The sequence below is a fragment of the Bacillus sp. PK3_68 genome, assembly GCF_003600835.1.
GTDB lineage: Bacteria > Bacillota > Bacilli > Bacillales > Domibacillaceae > Pseudobacillus.
On the sequence record NZ_NQYC01000001.1, the window covers coordinates 3,442,079 to 3,460,865 of the forward strand.

The following is an 18,787-nucleotide window of genomic DNA, read 5'->3' on the forward strand; positions in this document are numbered from 1 at the left end:
AAATGGCCTTTTGCACTGATTGAGTCAATAAAAAAACGTTCAGCAAGCTGAACGTTTTTAAGACCGCAAGAGACGCAGCCCGTTTAAGATAACGAGAATAGTGCTGCCTTCGTGCCCGATAACGCCAAACGGTAAGTCAAGCACTTGAAAGAAGTTGGAAATGATAAGCAGCATAATGACTGATATGGAAAAGATCACATTTTGCTTAACGATCCGTTGCATTTTTTTTGATAAGCGAATGGCTTCAGCAATTTTAGGCAAGTCATTTTTCATCAGGACGATATCTGCTGTTTCCATCGCCACATCTGAGCCTTCTCCCATAGCAATCCCAATGTTTGCGGTAGCTAGAGCGGGAGCGTCATTAATGCCGTCTCCAACCATTGCGACAGTATCATAATCTTGAATTAACTTTTTTAGTTGATCTACTTTCTGCTCCGGCAAACATTCAGCAATGAAGGTGTCTAAGTGCGCTTCCTTAGCAATCGCTCTTGCTGTTGTTTCATTGTCGCCTGTCAGCATAATAGTGTGAATGCCTTCTTGATGGAGAAGCTCTAAAGCCTGTTTTGTGTCTTCCCGTATTAAGTCCTTCAAAGCAATAACCGCTGCAATTCCATATTCATCTCCCACAAAAACAGTTGTTTTTCCAGAAGAGGCAAGTTCATTCGCTTTGCCGCCATGGAAAGCGAGTGCGGCTTCCCGGTCAATAAAATCAGCTTTCCCGATCTTCCATTGTTTTCCCTTAACAGTTCCTTTGACTCCCCAACCGGCTGCATCTTCCAACTCATCTGGTGCAGAATAAGCGACATTTTTTTCTTGGGCAAATCGAATGATCGCCTGAGCGAGTGGGTGATTGGACTGACTTTCGATCGAAGCAACAGCACTAAGCAATTCATTCTCTGCTAGACCTTCGCGGACAACTACATCTGTTACCTCAGGTTTCCCTTTTGTAAGGGTACCGGTTTTATCAAAAGCAATCGCTTTTAAATTGTTCAGGTTTTCTAAATGAACGCCGCCTTTAAATAAAATGCCACGGCGAGCTCCGTTAGAAATCGCTGAAAGTGTCGCCGGCATAATTGAAGCGACGAGCGCACATGGAGAAGCGACAACGAGAAGGACCATGGCTCGATAAAAGGTTTCTGTCCAGGTCCAGCCAAGGGCAAAATGAGGTAAAAACATCATTAAACCAACCGCTGCCAATACAATTTTTACATATTTGCCTTCAAATTTCTCGATGAATAGTTGGGAAGGTGACTTTTCACTTTGGGCAGATTGAACAAGTTGGATGATTTTTTGAAAAAGTGTCTCGCTTGCAGGCTTTGTTACTTCAATATAAACAGATCCAGTAATGTTCACAGTACCTGCGAATACTTCTCCGTTTTGCTGTTTAGAAACGGGGATTGATTCCCCTGTTATAGCAGCCTCATCAATCGTTGTCTGTCCCTTTGAGATTAGGCCATCTGCAGGAATGCGCTCTCCCGGTTTTACAAGGATTAAATCTCCAACTGCAAGAGAAGACACGTGAACTTTTTCTTCTGTGCCATTTTTGATCAATAAGGCTTCTTCCGGCTGAATTCCCATTAAGGAAGAAATTTCTTTTTGGCTTTTATTCATTGTATAAGTTTCGAGTGCTCCACTAAGAGCAAAAATGAAAATTAAGATAGCTCCTTCTGTCCAATAACCGATAATAGCTGAGCCGATGGCAGCAAAAATCATGAGCATTTCTACATTCAGCTCTTTCTCGGCAATCGTTTCTTCAATCCCTTCTTTGGCTTTGGCAAAACCGCCGATAATAAAGGCGATCATATAAATTGGAACGGCTGCAGAATGAACGCCGTTTTTATCTAAGAGCCATCCAGCTAAAATCAATACACCGCTTAAAAGAGCTGCTATCAGTTCGGCGTGAGGTTTTATGGAAGAAATCCAGAGCGCTTCTTCTTGATGTCCGGCCTCTAAAGCTTTTGCTTGCATATTCATGATAATATTCCTCCTTAATTGATATTTCCTCTTTATAATTGAGAATAGTAATCAAATTCACTTTTCTTTTGATGAATGAAAAACATTCTCATTAGTTTTAAAATAAGGTTTTTTGTTTAAATGTAGTTTTATTATTAATTTATAATAATTATAATTAAGATTATATTAACATAGCCGTGCTTAAAAATAAAGAGTAATATCTTTTTTTAATGCTTCATCAAACATTTGTTCAGAGATAGAGGTTTCGCTGCAAATAATTTAAAATAAGGTAGATGATTGCAAAGAGGTGAAAAAATGAAATTTCGAATGAAGGAAGGCGGATTTACAGCTGATCTACCTTACGGACAGCTTGATGTCTCTGGTGATGAGCTGTATGGATTTCGTCCTTATCAACTACTAACCGCGTCTATAGCTGTTTGCAGCGGAGGTGTTCTGCGAAAGATTCTTGAGAAAAAAAGAATGCACGTAGAGAACATTGAAATTAACACGAAGGTCTATCGGAACGAACAAGAGGCAAGCCGGATTGAAAAAGTAGAAGTTCACTTTATTATTAAAGGAAAAGAGCTAGCAGAAGGACAAATAAAAAAGCGATGGAGCTGACGAGAAAGAACTGTTCAATGGTACAATCGGTTATCCCTGTCATTGAAGTAGTCGAAACTTTTGAAATTATCCAATCTTAATAACTACCTCAATTAGCGTTAGGAAATGAGAAAATGGGGTATCTTGATTAAAAACCTGTATTTATTTTTCTAACGGAAAAGAGGTCAGCTTATGGGTAAGATATTTGGAATTATGGTGCTGATTGGAGTCCCGCTGTCTGTAGCTGGATCACTTATGCACTGGCCGACATTAATGATGTTCGGCATCTATTGTTTAACGATAATTGCTTTATCAAGTTATATGGGCAGAGCCACAGAAAGCCTTGCGATTATTACGGGCCCAAGAATTGGCGGATTGTTGAATGCCACTTTTGGAAATGCAGTCGAATTGATCATTTCGATTTTTGCTTTACAAGCTGGGTTGATTGGAGTGGTTCTGGCTTCTTTAACCGGTTCTGTATTAGGGAACTTGCTGCTTGTTGCCGGGCTATCATATTTTATGGGAGGCCTTAAGTACAAACGCCAAAAATTTAATGAGCATGACGCTCGTCATAACTCGGGGCTTTTAATATTTGCTGTTATTGTAGCGTTTGTCATTCCTGAAATTTTTTCAAGAGGCATGAGCGACTCAGAGACCCTTTCTTTAAGTGTAGGAATTTCTATTATTATGATTGTTCTTTATCTGGCTGCTTTATTTTTTAAGCTTGTTACACACCGTGGAGTATATACCGGTCAGTCAGAAGAAACCACTCAACATGAAGAGCCGGAATGGTCCAAGGGGAAAGCCATAGCTGTATTGCTTCTGGCTACACTTGCTGTTGCCTATGTATCAGAAAATTTAGTGCATACATTTGAAGAGGTTGGAAAGAGTTTTGGCTGGTCAGAGTTGTTTATCGGGATCATCATTGTGGCCATTGTTGGAAATGCTGCAGAGCATGCTTCAGCTGTGTTGATGGCAATGAAGAATAAAATGGATGTAGCTGTAGAGATAGCTGTTGGCTCAACCTTGCAAATTGCCATGTTTGTTGCGCCGATACTTGTTTTACTCTCGTTAATGTTTGAGACGTCCATGCCGCTTGTTTTTACAATCCCTGAGCTGGTAGCCATGGTAACAGCAGTATTTTTATCGATCGTTCTCTCGAATGATGGAGAAACAAACTGGTTCGAAGGCCTAACGCTTCTCGCTGCTTATTTTATTATGGGAATAGGTTTTTATCTATTATAGATAAAAAAGCTGTGCAAGTGATTCATGGACTGACCCCATAAAGTGAGACAAATAAAAAACACCTTTAAGTTGAAAACGAGTATGGGATACTCGAAAATAACTTGGAGGTGTTTTTCTATGGGGACAAGAGTCAGTTATCCAGCGGAAGTAAAAATGAAGGCTGTAAAAATGAGATTAGCTGGGGTGCCGGTCAAAGAAGTCTTAAAGGAATTAAACATTCGAAATAAGACACAGCTTAAAACATGGATGAAATGGTACAAAGCAGGCGAGTTTCATCGATTTGAACAGCCAGTGGGCAAGCAGTATTCCTTCGGAAAAGGGGCTGAGTATGAAAGTGAAACAGAGAAACTGAAGGAAGAAAATCGGTATTTGAAACAGCAGATTGAAGTACTAAAAAAGTACAAAGAATTGGAGAGGAAGTGGTCCCAGAAACAGCTGTAGAATTAGTAAAAGAACTCCAAACCAGCATGCCCGTCAGGGAAATATGCCGGCATCTCGGCATTGCTAGATCCACTTATTATCGCTGGAAGAGCAGGAGCCGGAAAGAAACAGCCAGGCAGATCGTTGAACGAAAAATCGGCACGTTGTGCCGGGACCTTAAGTTTCGATATGGTTATCGTAAAATCACGGCCTTATTAAAACGAGAGATGTCGATTAACCATAAAGCGGTACAGCGTGTAATGCAGAAGTATGGCTGGCAGTGCCGGGTAAAAGTGAAGAAACGCAAACGAACAGGACAGCCCTGTCATATTTCCGATAACCTGTTAAAAGGAGATTTCCAGGCAAATCAGCCTCTTCAAAAGCTCGTCACAGATATTACATACTTGCCTTTTGGCCAGAAACAGCTGTATCTTTCAAGTATTCAGGATTTATTTAACGGCGAAATCATTGCCTATTCTTTAGGAAGCTGCCAGAATACAGATTTTGTGCTACATACGCTGGCCCAGCTGCCACCCCTCCCAGAGGGATGCATTCTGCACAGCGATCAGGGATCTGTGTACACATCTTATGCTTATCAGCAGGCAGTCAAAGAAAAAGGCATTACCATGAGTATGTCCCGGAAAGGGACACCCTCTGATAATGCCTCCATCGAATCGTTTCATTCCTCGCTAAAGTCTGAAACGTTCTATCTCGACGAGTTGACAAGCACTACGACGGCTATCGTAGAGCAAACTGTCGAAAGCTATATTCACTATTATAACCATATCCGTATTCAAGCGAAACTAAACAACCAGCCACCGGTCAAGTATCGGCAGCTGGCTGCTTAAAGGTGTTTTGATCCCTGTCTCAAAAATAGGGGTCAGTCCCTTCACTTGCACAGCTTTTTTATTGTTAGGCGGATAAGTTGAAAAGCCAAGAGCAAACTAAGCAAAAGAAATAGGGAGGATAGAATGTGATGATGTGGAGTCGTTTACTTTTGTGCCTACTCATTGCCATTATATATACAGGAAATCCGCCGCTTGCTTTGGCAGAAAAAAAGGAGAAAGGCTTTAATGAGAAAATGCCTGACTCGGTCAAAAACATTGCACGTGAAAATACTTTTTTAAATGAGGAAGAAGAACTGTCTCAGTTACAGCCCAGTGAATTAACGAAAGAGCTGTTAAGCACTTCGCCAACAAAAATTACGAATCCTTTGCTTGTTCGTATGTTGAATGAATCATCCATTAAAAAATCGCCATTTGCTTTCGGGTCCAGAGTGTCGATTTATCTCGGTGAATGGCCGCTTGCCTACCATTCAAAGGAAACAAGCGCTAACTGGCAATATCAAAAAATTAACACAAACTTTTATGACAATCGCGGTGGCAAGACCAATTATCAAATCCACTATGTTCAGGAAGCACACAAAGTAATAAAAGGTGGTTTATCTGCCAAACTGCCCAAAACAGAAGAAGTCCAACAAATGATTTTAAAAGAGGCAATCGACAAAACCGGCTGGCCGTTGTCTTATACAACAGCGATTGGAGCCGGAACAAAACAGAATGAGGTGTACAACGTACCTCCTAAAACGGCCGGTTACTTATATGGATTTGCCCCTGCAATAAATGAAAGAGGGATCATCACTTACGGGGAAGTCTATCTTGTCGTGTCAGGATGGAAACGAGCCATTGTTGTGAAAAATGTAAGCTCCAAACCAATCAGTGCATGGATTCCGGTTAAAAACCATGTATCATTCAGTTATAAATCCGTGCAGCAGTAATGAACAAAAATTTTTAAGCGCAACTATCTTTTTCGCAGGAAATAATTGAATTAAACGGCTGAATCCTTTACGATGGAAGGCAGGCGACAAAAGAAAAATATACAGGAGTGCTAATCGAATATGAAGCCCATCATCGATAAAGAATCACAAATTAGCTACTTAAAGCAGCGTTTAAATATGTTTATGGAAGTTCTTGATGCCATCGAGCCAGAGGAAACAAAGATCGAAGACATTGACCGCCTTCTTGAAATGATTGACGATATTGAAGAGAAGTGTGAACAATTTAAAAGCAGATAAACAAAAAGAACCAGCCAAGAGGCTGGTTCTTTTTATTAGTCTTAAGTTCTCCTTTAAAACAACAAAATTCAGCAGTATAATAAAAAAAGTATGGCAATGCAAAGAGATACATAAAGAGTGAGTGGAGAGGGGAAAGATCATGAATTTGGAAAAGTTCCAACAAAGTATGTACGAGTTGATTGTCGAAACATCAACTAATTTGCCGAAAGATGTGCGTCGCGCAGTTAAAGCAGCCGCCGTGCGTGAAAATGCTGGCACAAGCGCAGCGATGAGCCTTAATACCATTACAAATAATATTCAGATGGCAGATGAAAATATTTCTCCCATTTGTCAGGATACAGGTATGCCGACGTTTAAAGTAAAAACACCCGTGGGCGTTAACCAATTAGAAATTAAAGAAGCCATTTATCAGGCAATGATTGAAGCGACAAAAAACGGAAAACTTCGTCCTAACTCGGTTGATTCATTGACAGGAGAAAATAGCGGTGACAATTTAGGACCAGGCACGCCAGTTATTAAGTTTGAACAATGGGAAAAAGATTATATTGATGCCCGCTTGATTCTAAAAGGCGGCGGCTGTGAGAATAAAAATATTCAATACAGTCTCCCTTGTGAACTTGAAGGCCTTGGAAAAGCGGGGCGCGACCTTGACGGTATCCGTAAGTGTATTATGCACTCCGTTTATCAAGCTCAAGGACAAGGGTGCAGTGCCGGATTTATCGGTGTGGGCATCGGCGGTGATCGTACAACAGGTTATGAGCTGGCGAAAGAGCAGCTTTTCCGCCGTGTTGACGATGTGAACCCTAACGAAAGTCTGCGTCAGTTGGAAGAGTATGTGATGAAGCACGCGAATGAGCTTGGTATTGGCACAATGGGATTCGGCGGTGAAACGACTTTACTAGGCTGTAAAGTTGGCGTTATCAACCGTTTGCCTGCTAGCTTTTTTGTATCAGTTGCCTATAACTGCTGGGCTTTCCGTCGCTTAGGTGTACAAATTGATGCGGCAACAGGAGAAATCCAAGAGTGGTTCTATCAAGATGGAGAAGAAATTACATTTGACTCTTCTCAGCCAGAGTCGGAAGAGACAAAATCAGAAAGCCGTACATTTACGTTAACTGCACCAATTACAGAAGAGCAAATCCGTGAACTTAAAGTAGGAGATGTGGTGAAAATCACGGGAAGAATGTACACAGGCCGTGATGCGATCCATAAATACTTAATGGATCATGATGCACCGGTTGATTTAAATGGCCAGGTTATTTATCACTGTGGCCCGGTTATGCTGAAGGATGAGCAGGGGGAATGGCACGTAAAAGCGGCCGGACCAACTACTTCGATTCGCGAGGAGCCTTACCAAGGCGACATTATGAAGAAGTTTGGTATTCGTGCTGTCATCGGTAAAGGCGGCATGGGACCGAAAACACTTGCTGCTTTGAAAGAGCATGGTGGTGTGTACTTGAACGCGATCGGCGGAGCCGCTCAATATTATGCAGATTGTATTAAGTCAGTAGACGGCGTTGATTTAATGAACTTTGGTATTCCGGAAGCGATGTGGCATCTCCAAGTAGAGGACTTTACAGCTGTGGTGACGATGGATTCACACGGCAATAGCCTTCACGCTCATGTAGATAAATCTTCCTTGGAAAAGCTTTCTCAATTTAAAGAGCCAGTATTTAGCTGATCATTTGATCGATCCCCCTCCTGTTTTACTGAAAATAGGAGGGGGCGGAGTGTAAAGAAAATTTATTTCCATTCTTCAGATTGAGACTCCCTATTTAGGGAGTCTTTTTATACTGGAAGGACTGCTCCCTCTTTTTGGCTTTAGCAGGATAACTTTCCGGTTGAATCATGAAAAAGCTCGCCATTTATGTCGTTTTTTCGGTTATAATGAAAGTTGTTTATTTAAATTTATTATCCGAAGTTGAGAGGAAGAGAGGAATGAATCAAGAATATACAACACAAAAATCTGGTAATGCTCAAAAGCAGAGCACAGGTAAAATATTATGGCAGTTAACTCGGCCCCACACTTTAACCGCATCATTTGTGCCTGTTTTAATCGGAACGGTGTTGGCCATGTTTTATACAAAGGTGGACATCTGGCTGTTCTTAGCGATGCTCTTCGCATGCCTATGGATTCAAATCGCGACAAATTTATTTAATGAGTACTATGACTTTAAACGGGGATTAGATACCGAGGAGTCTGTTGGTATTGGCGGTGCCATTGTACGACACGGGATGCAGCCAAGAACGGTTTTGCAGCTGGCACTAGGCTTTTATGCATTGGCTCTTTTATTGGGAGTATATATATGTGTGAGCAGCAGCTGGTGGCTGGCGTTGATTGGATTAGGCGGAATGGCAGTTGGTTACTTATATACAGGCGGCCCGCTTCCAATTGCTTATACACCATTTGGAGAACTTTTCTCCGGTCTGTGCATGGGTTCTTTTTTTATACTGATTTCTTTCTTCATCCAGACGGGTGTTGTGAATACGCAAAGCATCATCATCTCCATTCCTATTGCCATTCTTGTAGGCGCCATCAATCTTTCCAATAATATCCGCGATATTGAAGAGGATAAAAAAGGCGGAAGGAAAACATTGGCGATTTTGATGGGACATGAAAAAGCGGTATACTTTTTAGGCTTTTTGTTTGCTGTCGCATACGTGTGGATTGTTGGTTTAGTGGTGTTTGATGATGTTAGCCCTTGGCTGTTCTTAATCTTTTTAAGCCTTCCAAAACCTATTCAAGCCATCAAAGGATTCTTAGGAGAGAAGGCGCCTAAGCGGACCGGTCTGGCCATGAAAGCGACCGCTCAAACAAATACATTCTTTGGCTTCTTGCTGTCTATTGGCTTGTTTATCAGCTATTTTTGGTGAAAATTAACTCGATAAAAGGTGGATATTTTTCTTTTTAAAACTGAAACTAGAGGAAAAAGCAAAGGAAGATGATGATGAAGAAGTGGATCATGTACAGCTCGTTTGCTGTTTTATTTTTCTTTAGTTTCGCTTATCCTGCCATGTCGGCTTCCAATCAGGCCATTCACTGGGGATTCAAAAAAGGCTCCGATGGACAGCAGGCGGAAGCGGGCCGGGAGCTCGATAAGTTATTAGCTGACCATGGCGCCTTTTATAAGGGCAGCGCCAAAGAAAAAGTGCTGTATTTGACGTTTGATAATGGCTATGAAAACGGCTATACGAAAAGCGTCCTAGATACATTAAAGAAAGAGAACGTGCCTGCTGCTTTTTTTATTACAGGCCATTATTTAAAAAGCGCGCCTGATCTTGTCAAGCGAATGAACAAGGAAGGCCATATTATCGGCAACCATTCATGGCATCATCCTGATTTAACGCAGGTGAGTGATGAGAAGCTGAAAGAAGAGCTCGCGCTCGTGAAAAAGGAAACGGCCCGGATAGCCAAACAAAAACAAATGACATATCTTCGGCCACCGCGCGGAATTTTCAGTGAGAGAACGTTAAAGGTTGCGCGGGAAGAAGGATACACACACGTGATGTGGTCGCTTGCTTTCGTTGATTGGCAAACAAACAACCAAAAAGGCTGGCAATATTCTTATGACAACATTATGAAGCAGATCCATCCGGGGGCTGTTTTGCTGCTTCACACTGTTTCAAAAGACAATGCCGAGGCTCTTCCTAAAGCAATTAAAGATTTGAAAAAGCAAGGATACCGCTTTGAGAGCCTGGATGATTACCGTAAAAAACAAAAAAGAATTTCGGCATAGGGCTGCTGCGGCAGTCCTGTTTTTTCGTTATAATGAGGGATAACATTTGGCAAAAACAGTGAGGACGTGACAAAGTGAAACAGGAAGATAAAGCAAAGATAAAAGTAAAACAAACGTTTCCGCTGACCATTAAACGCATAGGCATTAACGGAGAAGGCGTCGGTTATTTTAAACGGCAGGTCGTTTTCGTTCCTGGAGCTCTCCCTGGGGAAGAAGTGGTTGTGGAGGCGGTGAAGGTACACCCAAAATTTACAGAAGGACGAATCAAAAAAATCAGAAAGAAATCTGAGCATCGTGTGACTCCGCCATGCCCGGTATACGACCAATGCGGCGGCTGTCAGCTGCAGCACGTGACATATAGAGAACAGCTTAATGCCAAGCGTGAAATTTTAATTCAGTCGCTTGAGCGGTATACGAAGGTGCCTGTTGATGCTCTTGATATCCGCGAGACGATTGGAATGGAAGAGCCTTGGTTTTACCGCAATAAAAGCCAATTCCAGGTAGGCAAGAGAGATGGCATGGTCATTGCTGGACTGTACAGTCAAAATTCTCACAAGCTGATTGATATTCCAGATTGCATCGTCCAACAGCCGGCATTAAATGATGTACTAAATAAAGTCAAACAAATATTGCAGGATTTCAATATTCCGATCTATGATGAAAAGAAAAATAAAGGTATCGTTAAAACGGTTGTGACTCGTGTGGGCATTGCTACTGGCGACATTCAAGTGGTCATTGTTACCGCGACGGATAAGCTGCCGAAAAAAGAACTGATTGTCCAGGAAATCCAAAAGCGGCTGCCGAACGTAAAATCTATTATCCATAATATTAATCCCAAAAAGACCTCGTTAATTTTCGGAGATAAAAGCTTGCCACTCGCTGGTCCAGAGACGATTGAGGAGCGGCTGGGTGATCATAAGTATGCTCTTTCCGCCCGCGCATTCTTCCAGCTTAACCCTGAACAAACGATCAGACTTTATGATGAAGTAAAGAAAGCGGCACAGCTGACTGGCAGCGAGAAAGTAGTCGATGCCTATTGCGGCTCAGGAACGATCGGCCTTTGGGTGGGAGAAGGGGCTGCTGAAATCCGCGGGATGGATGTAGTTCCTGAATCGATTAAAGATGCCAGAGAAAATGCGAAGGCTTTAAAGATTAAAGCGGTATATGAAGTGGGTACCGCCGAGCAATGGCTGCCCAAGTGGCTAAAAGCAGGCTGGAATCCGGATGTCGTTATCGTCGATCCGCCGCGCACAGGATGCGACCAAAAGCTGCTCGATACGATCAAGAAGGTAAAGCCAAAACGATTTGTATATGTGTCCTGTAATCCTTCGACACTGGCTAAAGATATTAACCAGCTAAGCCATTTGTATAACATCGAATATATTCAGCCTGTGGACATGTTTCCGCAAACGGCGCACGTCGAAGCTGTCACGCTGCTAACGCTAAAAGACAGCAGCCGGCATCAATAATTTATGGCAAGGAGGAAAACCACCCGCTGAATAGGGTGGTTTTTTCCGTTATAGATGAACAATTAAATCTTAAGAATTCTTAAGAGATTCTATCACTGTTTCTTCAGATTTGGGCTTTATTCTAGAGATAAAATCCAAAAATGTTGGAGGGACAGAAACTTGAAAACTCATGCGTTCTTTTTTCAATATATATTAAGCCCAAGAAAAATTGGAGCTGTTTTTCCGAGCTCCTTTTATTTGGCTGAAAAGATGATAGGCAATATTTATTTTCAACAGGCCAAATATATAGTGGAATACGGACCGGGAACAGGCATCTTTACAGATCAAATTCTTACATATAGAAAGCCAGATACGGTTGTTTTATTAATAGAGAACAATAGAGAGTTTTATAAGCTGCTGAAGGACAGGTATAAAGAAGAAAATAATCTTATCATCATTAATGATACCGCGGAGCATATTGACCAGTATGTAGAAAGGTATGATATTCCCTATGTGGACTATGTGGTTTCTGGATTGCCTTTTGCCAGCTTGCCTAAGAATGTTTCGAATAATATTTTGCTTAAAACGAAAGAGTTATTAGGGCATAATGGTAAGTTCATCACTTTTCAATATACGCTGTTTAAGAAAGAATTGATAAGCCGATTTTTTACTCAAGTCGATGTCAAGTTCGAGTATAGAAATGTACCACCTGCCTTTATATTAAGCTGCAACAATCGGCGGCTAGATAGAGCAAATAATGGATGAGCGCAAAGTAGGCGGGAAATAAAGGAAACGAAGGATAGGATATTAGAGGAAACTGTAAGTGTAAATTCTCCTTTTAGAAGGTATAAAACATATAATACAGAAATTAATAATAACAAGGGCATCGGTGACTCATTCGTTATGACAGATACATGTCGAAGGAATAGGAAATTAAACCTCAATTTAATGGATAAATTCCATGAGGGAACAATAGAAACATGGCTGGGTAATTGCTATTGCTAAAAATAAGAGCTAGGGATAACTGCCTCTATAAAGTTTATTGCCAGAACTTAAAATGAAAGGTTTTGCAGAGTATTTCTTAGTTCTCGCTGCTTTTGATGTATATATCACAGCGAAAGAGAGTGTGGAGGAATTGAAGAAGAGTATTTTTATTATCGCTGTATGGTTAGTATCTATCTATGTATTGAAGCATAATCATTTATTGCCCTCTGATATGGATGAGTTAAAGGAATTTATATCCAGACATACAGAATATGCCATGTTGTTATTCGTTGCTCTATGGTGTTTAAGGCTCCTCGTTTTTATACCAGGTGCTACACTGATGATTTTCGGAGGAGTATACTTTGAACCGCTTTTAGGTTTTTTACTATCCATGGCTGGCATCATTTTAAGTGAAACGTTAGTCTATCTATTTTCCAAAACTGTTATAGGCACAAAGCTAAGCCGGCTCCTAGAGAAGAAGAGACCAGAACTAGGGGCACTTTTGGAAACCCAAAATTACAAGTTTTTAGCATTAGGGATTATTTGTCCCATTGCTCCTACAGATGCCATTTGTTTTTTATCAGCATCATTAGGAGCAAAATATATGCGCTATATGCTGACCATAATCGTCTCCAACCTTCCACTTTTATTGCTATATAGCTTGATCGGAACGAGTATCAGTGAGTCTTTAATTGGCATGACAGCGGGTGTTGTTTTACTTGGGGGAGTTACGGTCGTGTCGATAAATATTTGGAACAACCTAAAGAATGCTGTAAACTTTTCTAATAGGGCTAAAACTCAGCGAACCAAAACCGCTAATAATTAAAATTGATATGAAGCAAGAAAGAAGCCGCACATAGAAAAAAGCAGACAGTCTCATCACCATGAAACTGTCTGCTTTTTATTTATATCTTGGCTAATATTAAGATGCTTTTTGAACAGATTTAAGGTAGTTTTCTCCCTTGTGAGCATCAAATCGGCCTTCCCATTTAGACATAACAACAACGGCTAAAGAGTTACCAATTACATTAACAACTGTACGCGCCATATCAAGAATCCGGTCAATACCAGCAATAAAGGCGAGACCTTCAAGTGGAATACCTACAGATCCTAAAGTAGCTAACAGAACAACAAAGGAAACGCCCGGCACACCGGCAATCCCTTTAGATGTCACCATTAATACTACCATTAGTGTTAACTGCTCCATAATACTTAAATCGATTCCGTACATTTGGGCAATAAAGATTGCCGCAAGTGCTTGGTAAAGAGTAGATCCGTCCAAGTTAAATGAATAGCCGGTTGGAATAACGAAGGAAACGACATCTTTTGGACAACCGAATTTCTCCATTTTCTCCATTATTTTTGGAAGAACTGTTTCTGAACTCGAAGTAGAGTAGGCTAAGAGGAGTTCATCTTTTAAGATTTTGATAATATGAAAGACGCTTGTCCCGCACATCTTAGCAATAGCTCCAAGAACGACAACAATAAAGAAAATCATCGTTGCATATACGCAAATAAGTAATTTTCCGAGTGGAATCAATGACTCTACGCCAAATTTGGACACGGTTACACCAATTAGAGCAAATACACCAAATGGAGCAAACTTCATAATTTGATTCGTCACATAAAACATAGCATCTGCTGTACCTTGGAAGAAAGCAAGAACTGGTTTCCCTTTTTCACCGATTGCTGCCACTCCTAAACCAAATAAAACAGCAAAGAAAATGATAGCGAGCATATCGCCTTTAGCTAAAGATTCAATAATATTGCTTGGTACAATATTTACAAAAGTATCGGCAAAGCTGTGGCTTGATACTTCCTCGGTTGTCTCAACATATTGCTGAATATCGCCCTTAGCCAGCTTAGACATGTCTATCCCTTCGCCAGGCTTAGTAATATTCGCCACGAGGAGTCCGACAATGATAGCAATTGTAGTGACAATCTCAAAGTAAAGAATTGTTTTCCCACCAAGTTTACCTAACTTTTTCATATCGCCTGTTCCGGCAACACCAAGAATGATCGTGGAAATAACGATTGGCACAACAATCATTTTAATTAATCGAAGAAAAATATCGCCAATTGGCTGTAAAAAAGTTTCAACGGCAGGGTTCCCATAAAAAATGGCACCAACAGTAATCCCTAAAGCTAACCCGACAAGAATTTGATAAGCTAAACCAAATTTACGTTTTTTCATTTAGTCACCTCTTCATATATAGTGCAAACGCTTTCTTTATAAAATAAAAATATATAAGTCAATTTTATAAGGAAGTAATAAAAAACTATAAAATCCGACATTTTCTTTTTTGTTTTCTATAAAAAGAAAACTCTGCCATTAAGTTCATTGGCAGAGTCAGTCTGATGTTATAACTATAATGTGCAAAGCTCCTACACATAATTTTATAAGGTGAGGGTTATGTAATCTCTCAAGAATGTCCAAAAAACTTTTCTATTGTCTCAAGATACAGGGCTTGAAGAAATTTTTTTATATTAATTTTAACTTTCATCGGTTCATTCCGGTCTGAGTCCAGCTCTTTCATTCTCAATCTTACCTCTTGAAATTCGAAGAAGCGGGGGCATAATCCTCAAATTTAGGGTTAGTATAATCTATTACACCCATTGAAGCCAGATTGTTGAGAGCAGCTACAATCGCTCTACGAATACGCTGTTCAATAGATTTGACTTCTTTTTTATACTAATTGGATCTGATTTATTCATGCTAGCTACTGCTTCATACAATTTTTTTAAAGGAGGTAATAAAGCAGAAGAGTCATTTTTTTCGAGCAAAAACTCCATCATTGCTACGATATCTTTGCTTCCCGCCTCTCCGGCTATTCCCATGTCATTTAAAATAGATAAAACAATATCTTTTACGCTGCGCTGCTTTTGAGCGGAATGAGAGGAGTCGATGTGTGCTAAAGATTCCCTGATTGTCATCAGTGAATGTCTCAATTGAAACCGCTCAGCAGTTTTGGTTAAAATGCTGCGTACCTCAATACGGTTAATCGGTTTATGAATAAAGAACTCGATGCCTTTCTCATAGGCCTCACCGACCATTTCTTTGTTGACTATTTGGGAAATCATAATGAATTGTCCTTCAAATCCTTGCATCCTCAATTGTTCAATGGTTTCAATGCCATCCAATTGAGGCATTAATAAATCAATCAGAACAAAATCAGGACGAGTGGAAAGGACGAGCGGGATAGACTTTTCACCGCTTTCAGCCTCACCTATTACAAGCCCAAGTTCCTCTTCTGTTATAATTTTGTTTAACATTCTTCGACTGGCTGTGTCATCATCCACAATAAAATAGCGAAGTTTCAGTTTTATTCAACTCCCTTTCTAATCTCGTTCGTTGGAATTTGGATTGTAAAAATGGTTCCTTCAGTCGAAGATTCTACATAAATTTCCCCTTGTAAGTTTTGAATAATCTCTTTTACATGAGAAAGACCAATTCCTGTGGCAGCCACCCCTTGGTCGTTGTATTTTGTTGTATAGCCTGGTTCAAATATTAATGATAAATCTTCTGAAGGAATCCCTTTCCCTGAATCTTGTATAACAAAGTGGGTATATTCCGATTTTTCATATACGCTCAAATCAACACACCCCTCTGCTTTTACAGCTTCTACTGCATTAGCCACAAGATTATTTAAAAGAGCAAGAAGAGGTATGTGCCTATCTGTTTCAAAATCAACACCGATTGATGAATGAAAGGTTAGTTTTTTCTTCAATAGCTCACTATAATTTTGGTTGGCAGTAATCACAAAGCCAAATACGTCAGAAAGAAAAATTCTATCGTTTTTTTTCTGGACATATATTTTAGAGAGTCCCGAAAGAATTCGTTGAGAATCTTTTTTCACCTCATGAATTTCTTGTGAAATGTGCAACGCTTGTACGCTTAATTCCGGCATGTTTCCCTTTTTTAGTTTTCGATATAAATCATGGCTGGTTGCGGTGATTCGCTCAATATTTTCCATGGATTTTTGCAAATAAAGAATCTCTACATATAGTTCTGATCTAACTCCCAGCATTTCCTGAAGTCGTTTTTTTTGTTCCGAAATAGTGATTGAACTGTATAAACCTACTACAAAGTAACTGCGAAATAGAGCGATGCCAAACAATAACGCCCATTCTTGTAAGCCAAGATTAGTGTGTTGTAACAGCCAGTAGCGCAGCAAATGCTCTACACTATTTGCTATAAATTCTATTCCAGTAGCAAAAGCGCCAAGAAGAAAGGGGGAGGTTTTATACGCTTCTATTTTAATCAGGCCAAATCCTAAAGAAAATAACAAGTAAAACAGAAATGCAGGAAAATGAGTCATGACACTCGTCAACAAAGGGGCACTGCCCATTATCATATCTGCAGATAAACGAAAACAAACAACCGTGATCCCCGTAATAATACCCGTTCTTAAAAAAGAAGCTGGAGGCCAAACAAGGATAAATAGAAAAAAAGTGATACTGCCTAATCCGAAACGAAGGTCCTCTCCATAAAAGGGAATAATTTTCACTTCGCTGACAATCGCAGTTAAAACAGCGGTAAGAAATAAAGACAAAGCATCTGTTCTTTTGGAATTTCTTCCAAGAAGTTTGTATATGATTGACATTTTGTTCTCCTATTTTCGCTATAGAGATAAATCGGCCTTGTAAAAAACAATTTTATTATAATGGAATGACGGTATAAAAGAAATCTGTTTTAAGGTGCTGACAATCTTTAATATAAGCATTGATAGGGACAAAAGTTAATGGTAAAATTTTTGCAAATATAGTTAGTTAGTTGACTAACTAATAGGGGGCGTATATATGGCAAAGCCAAATATGATTAGCAAAGAAAAGCTAATTCAATTAGCCAAAGAGTGTTTGGCTGATAAGGGGATTGAGAAATTTACACTGAGGTCAGTGGCAGAAAAAGCAGAAGTCACACAGGGAACCGTTTATTATCATTTTCGGACAAAGGAACAGTTGTTGCTGGATATTGTAAAAGACGTCTGTGACCGTTCATGGAATGAGGTAGCGCAAGAAGAAGATGTGATAAAACAAGCCTTGGAATCGGCAAAGAGCCGCTGCGGCAGCGATTCATTTTATCATAAGTTGTTTTTTACATTAATTGCTGCAGGGTTAAATAATGAAAAAATTAAGGAGCAGCTTGGAAGTGTGTTAGAACAGGAAAACAAAGCTTTAGCCGGAAATCTTACAAAAATATGGGCCCAGTCACCAGTAACAGGGGTTTCTCTTGAGGGGTGGGGAGTGTTGTTCAATGCGATCGTAGATGGGATAGCATTGCAGGCTCTCATGATCAAAGATTTTCCTGTAGAAAAGGCATATGAGGGGCTTGAGCAGTTAGTAGCATTACTAAGCAATTTGGCTATGAGGGAGGAGGGAGAATGAAGGGGTACTTGTTCGTTGCTTGTTGGGGCGTGCTCGTTTGGCTGTTTGCTACATTGTTTTTTGTCTTTTTTGGAAAGAAAGTTCTTTTCAGCCCGGATTCAGATCCATTCTTTATGAGCCTGTTTTTGTTAACTGCTGGAACAGCAATATTATTGCTGGCTGTTACTTTCCTGTACTCACTATTCGATCAATCAAAAAATGCCACACTGAAATTCGGGTTAATCGGTACGGCTGTAGGCCTGACACTCGACGCCTTCTCATTAACTAATCATCGCTATATTTTTCCGGAACTTAATGAATCTCAGATCATTGCCTTTACTGTTTGGATGTCATTTGCGTACGCACTATATTTAATCATTCCTGCCATGGTAAATGAAAGAAGAGGAGGAGGGCTAATTTGGCATAAGAGGGTGTGAAGTTTTTGTTAATTAAAACAGGTGATTCAAGATGCCAATTAACCGATAATCAGAAGAGAGCTCTGGTACAGGGATAGGAGTTAGCATAATTATTGCCAGAAAGACAGGCCTTCTTATAAAAGGAGGAGAATCAAGACTTGCATATTAAAATGAACAAAGCGGCTTTTGGTTATTTGAAAGGTGTGAAGCTCGGAATTGCATGTTTTGCACCGGTTATTCCGGCGATTCGTGGAAAAGACAACGAAGCAAAGCAACAGGTTGATAAGCAATTATCTCTCGGACAAAAAGCTTTACTTATATTTGAGGCTTGGAAGAATTCAACCTTTCGACTAAGGACTTGGTTCATCAGACGGAGCTGCTCTTATCCATTCGGTCACTAAATGCCAAATTTAATGAAGCCTCTTCTGTGGCGCTTAATCAAATTGGCGTTTGTATTAGAAACAACCCGAGCCGGGTTTCCATTATAACTTTGTTAAAGAAATGCTGATGCTTAGGCAGCGTTTCTTTTTTTGTTATTGATGATTG

At 40.2% G+C, this 18,787-nt stretch carries 16 protein-coding genes and 3 pseudogenes; 14 read left to right on the plus strand and 5 right to left on the minus strand.

The features are described 5' to 3' along the window. Window positions 1-57: 57 nt before the first annotated feature. Window positions 58-1,974, minus strand: a complete 1,917-nt coding sequence (locus CJ483_RS17305) for a heavy metal translocating P-type ATPase (RefSeq protein WP_120036355.1) — start codon at window positions 1,972-1,974, stop codon at window positions 58-60. Between the two features lie 294 nt (window positions 1,975-2,268). Between CJ483_RS17305 and CJ483_RS17310 the strand changes: the two are divergent. The 11 genes and pseudogenes from CJ483_RS17310 (at window position 2,269) to CJ483_RS17355 (ending at window position 13,287) form a co-directional block, all read left to right on the plus strand. Beyond that, window positions 2,269-2,654 (plus strand): annotated as a pseudogene (locus tag CJ483_RS17310) (OsmC family protein). Window positions 2,655-2,745: 91 nt separating this feature from the next. Continuing rightward, a complete protein-coding gene (gene cax / locus CJ483_RS17315; RefSeq protein ID WP_120036356.1) occupies window positions 2,746-3,798 on the plus strand; it encodes a calcium/proton exchanger in 1,053 nt (350 codons plus the stop codon). Between the two features lie 117 nt (window positions 3,799-3,915). Then, window positions 3,916-5,066 (plus strand): IS3 family transposase gene (locus tag CJ483_RS17320; RefSeq protein WP_120031181.1). Its coding sequence is split into 2 segments (ribosomal slippage): window positions 3,916-4,189 and window positions 4,189-5,066, totalling 1,152 coding nucleotides; the frame shifts between segments, so codons are not numbered across the junction. A 128-nt stretch (window positions 5,067-5,194) separates the two neighbouring features. Next, a complete protein-coding gene (locus tag CJ483_RS17325; protein ID WP_120038128.1) occupies window positions 5,195-5,995 on the plus strand; it encodes a YfkD family protein in 801 nt (266 codons plus the stop codon). 120 nt (window positions 5,996-6,115) lie between these two features. Beyond that, window positions 6,116-6,292, plus strand: coding sequence for an SE1561 family protein (locus tag CJ483_RS24640; protein WP_182917094.1), 177 nt, complete (start codon window positions 6,116-6,118; stop codon window positions 6,290-6,292). A 139-nt stretch (window positions 6,293-6,431) separates the two neighbouring features. After that, window positions 6,432-7,973 carry a fumarate hydratase gene (locus CJ483_RS17330; protein WP_120036357.1) on the plus strand — a complete coding sequence of 514 codons (1,542 nt, stop codon included), beginning with the start codon at window positions 6,432-6,434 and terminating at the stop codon, window positions 7,971-7,973. A gap of 167 nt (window positions 7,974-8,140) precedes the next feature. Further along, window positions 8,141-9,166, plus strand: coding sequence for a 1,4-dihydroxy-2-naphthoate polyprenyltransferase (locus CJ483_RS17335; RefSeq protein ID WP_406909398.1), 1,026 nt, complete (start codon window positions 8,141-8,143; stop codon window positions 9,164-9,166). Window positions 9,167-9,240: 74 nt separating this feature from the next. Next, the gene (pdaA, locus tag CJ483_RS17340; protein ID WP_120036358.1) at window positions 9,241-10,029 is read left to right on the plus strand and encodes a delta-lactam-biosynthetic de-N-acetylase; all 789 of its coding nucleotides are present in this window, start codon (window positions 9,241-9,243) and stop codon (window positions 10,027-10,029) included. A 74-nt stretch (window positions 10,030-10,103) separates the two neighbouring features. Further along, on the plus strand, window positions 10,104-11,498 hold the full coding sequence (gene rlmD, locus CJ483_RS17345) for a 23S rRNA (uracil(1939)-C(5))-methyltransferase RlmD (protein WP_120036359.1): 1,395 nt from the start codon (window positions 10,104-10,106) through the stop codon (window positions 11,496-11,498). A 159-nt stretch (window positions 11,499-11,657) separates the two neighbouring features. Further along, window positions 11,658-12,242: a class I SAM-dependent methyltransferase gene (locus CJ483_RS17350; protein ID WP_120036360.1), complete on the plus strand. Its 585-nt coding sequence runs from the start codon at window positions 11,658-11,660 to the stop codon at window positions 12,240-12,242. A gap of 292 nt (window positions 12,243-12,534) precedes the next feature. After that, window positions 12,535-13,287 (plus strand): TVP38/TMEM64 family protein, encoded by a 753-nt coding sequence (locus tag CJ483_RS17355; protein WP_259455704.1) that lies wholly within the window; start codon window positions 12,535-12,537, stop codon window positions 13,285-13,287. Window positions 13,288-13,383: 96 nt separating this feature from the next. Here the strand turns inward: CJ483_RS17355 and CJ483_RS17360 are convergent, their stop codons facing one another. The 4 genes and pseudogenes from CJ483_RS17360 to CJ483_RS17370 all read right to left on the minus strand — a co-directional run bounded on the left by CJ483_RS17360 (window position 13,384) and on the right by CJ483_RS17370 (window position 16,792). Next, a complete protein-coding gene (locus CJ483_RS17360) occupies window positions 13,384-14,655 on the minus strand; it encodes a cation:dicarboxylate symporter family transporter (RefSeq protein WP_120036361.1) in 1,272 nt (423 codons plus the stop codon). 229 nt (window positions 14,656-14,884) lie between these two features. Further along, window positions 14,885-15,515 (minus strand): annotated as a pseudogene (locus CJ483_RS25830) (DNA-binding domain-containing protein). Next, a pseudogene (locus tag CJ483_RS25835) lies at window positions 15,498-15,734 on the minus strand (response regulator); the annotation flags it as partial. The pseudogenes CJ483_RS25835 and CJ483_RS25830, both read right to left, overlap by 18 nt. 50 nt (window positions 15,735-15,784) lie before the next feature. Then, window positions 15,785-16,792 carry an ATP-binding protein gene (locus CJ483_RS17370; RefSeq protein ID WP_259455705.1) on the minus strand — a complete coding sequence of 336 codons (1,008 nt, stop codon included), beginning with the start codon at window positions 16,790-16,792 and terminating at the stop codon, window positions 15,785-15,787. Between the two features lie 469 nt (window positions 16,793-17,261). On the opposite strand from CJ483_RS17370, the gene CJ483_RS17375 reads away from it, so the two are divergent. From CJ483_RS17375 to CJ483_RS17385, 3 genes are all read left to right on the plus strand, one after another. After that, the gene (locus CJ483_RS17375) at window positions 17,262-17,846 is read left to right on the plus strand and encodes a TetR/AcrR family transcriptional regulator (RefSeq protein WP_120036363.1); all 585 of its coding nucleotides are present in this window, start codon (window positions 17,262-17,264) and stop codon (window positions 17,844-17,846) included. Next, the gene (locus CJ483_RS17380; protein WP_120036364.1) at window positions 17,843-18,262 is read left to right on the plus strand and encodes a DUF5367 family protein; all 420 of its coding nucleotides are present in this window, start codon (window positions 17,843-17,845) and stop codon (window positions 18,260-18,262) included. Before CJ483_RS17375 ends, CJ483_RS17380 begins: the two co-directional genes overlap by 4 nt. A 137-nt stretch (window positions 18,263-18,399) precedes the next feature. Continuing rightward, window positions 18,400-18,642, plus strand: coding sequence for a hypothetical protein (locus tag CJ483_RS17385; protein ID WP_120036365.1), 243 nt, complete (start codon window positions 18,400-18,402; stop codon window positions 18,640-18,642). Window positions 18,643-18,787: the final 145 nt, after the last annotated feature.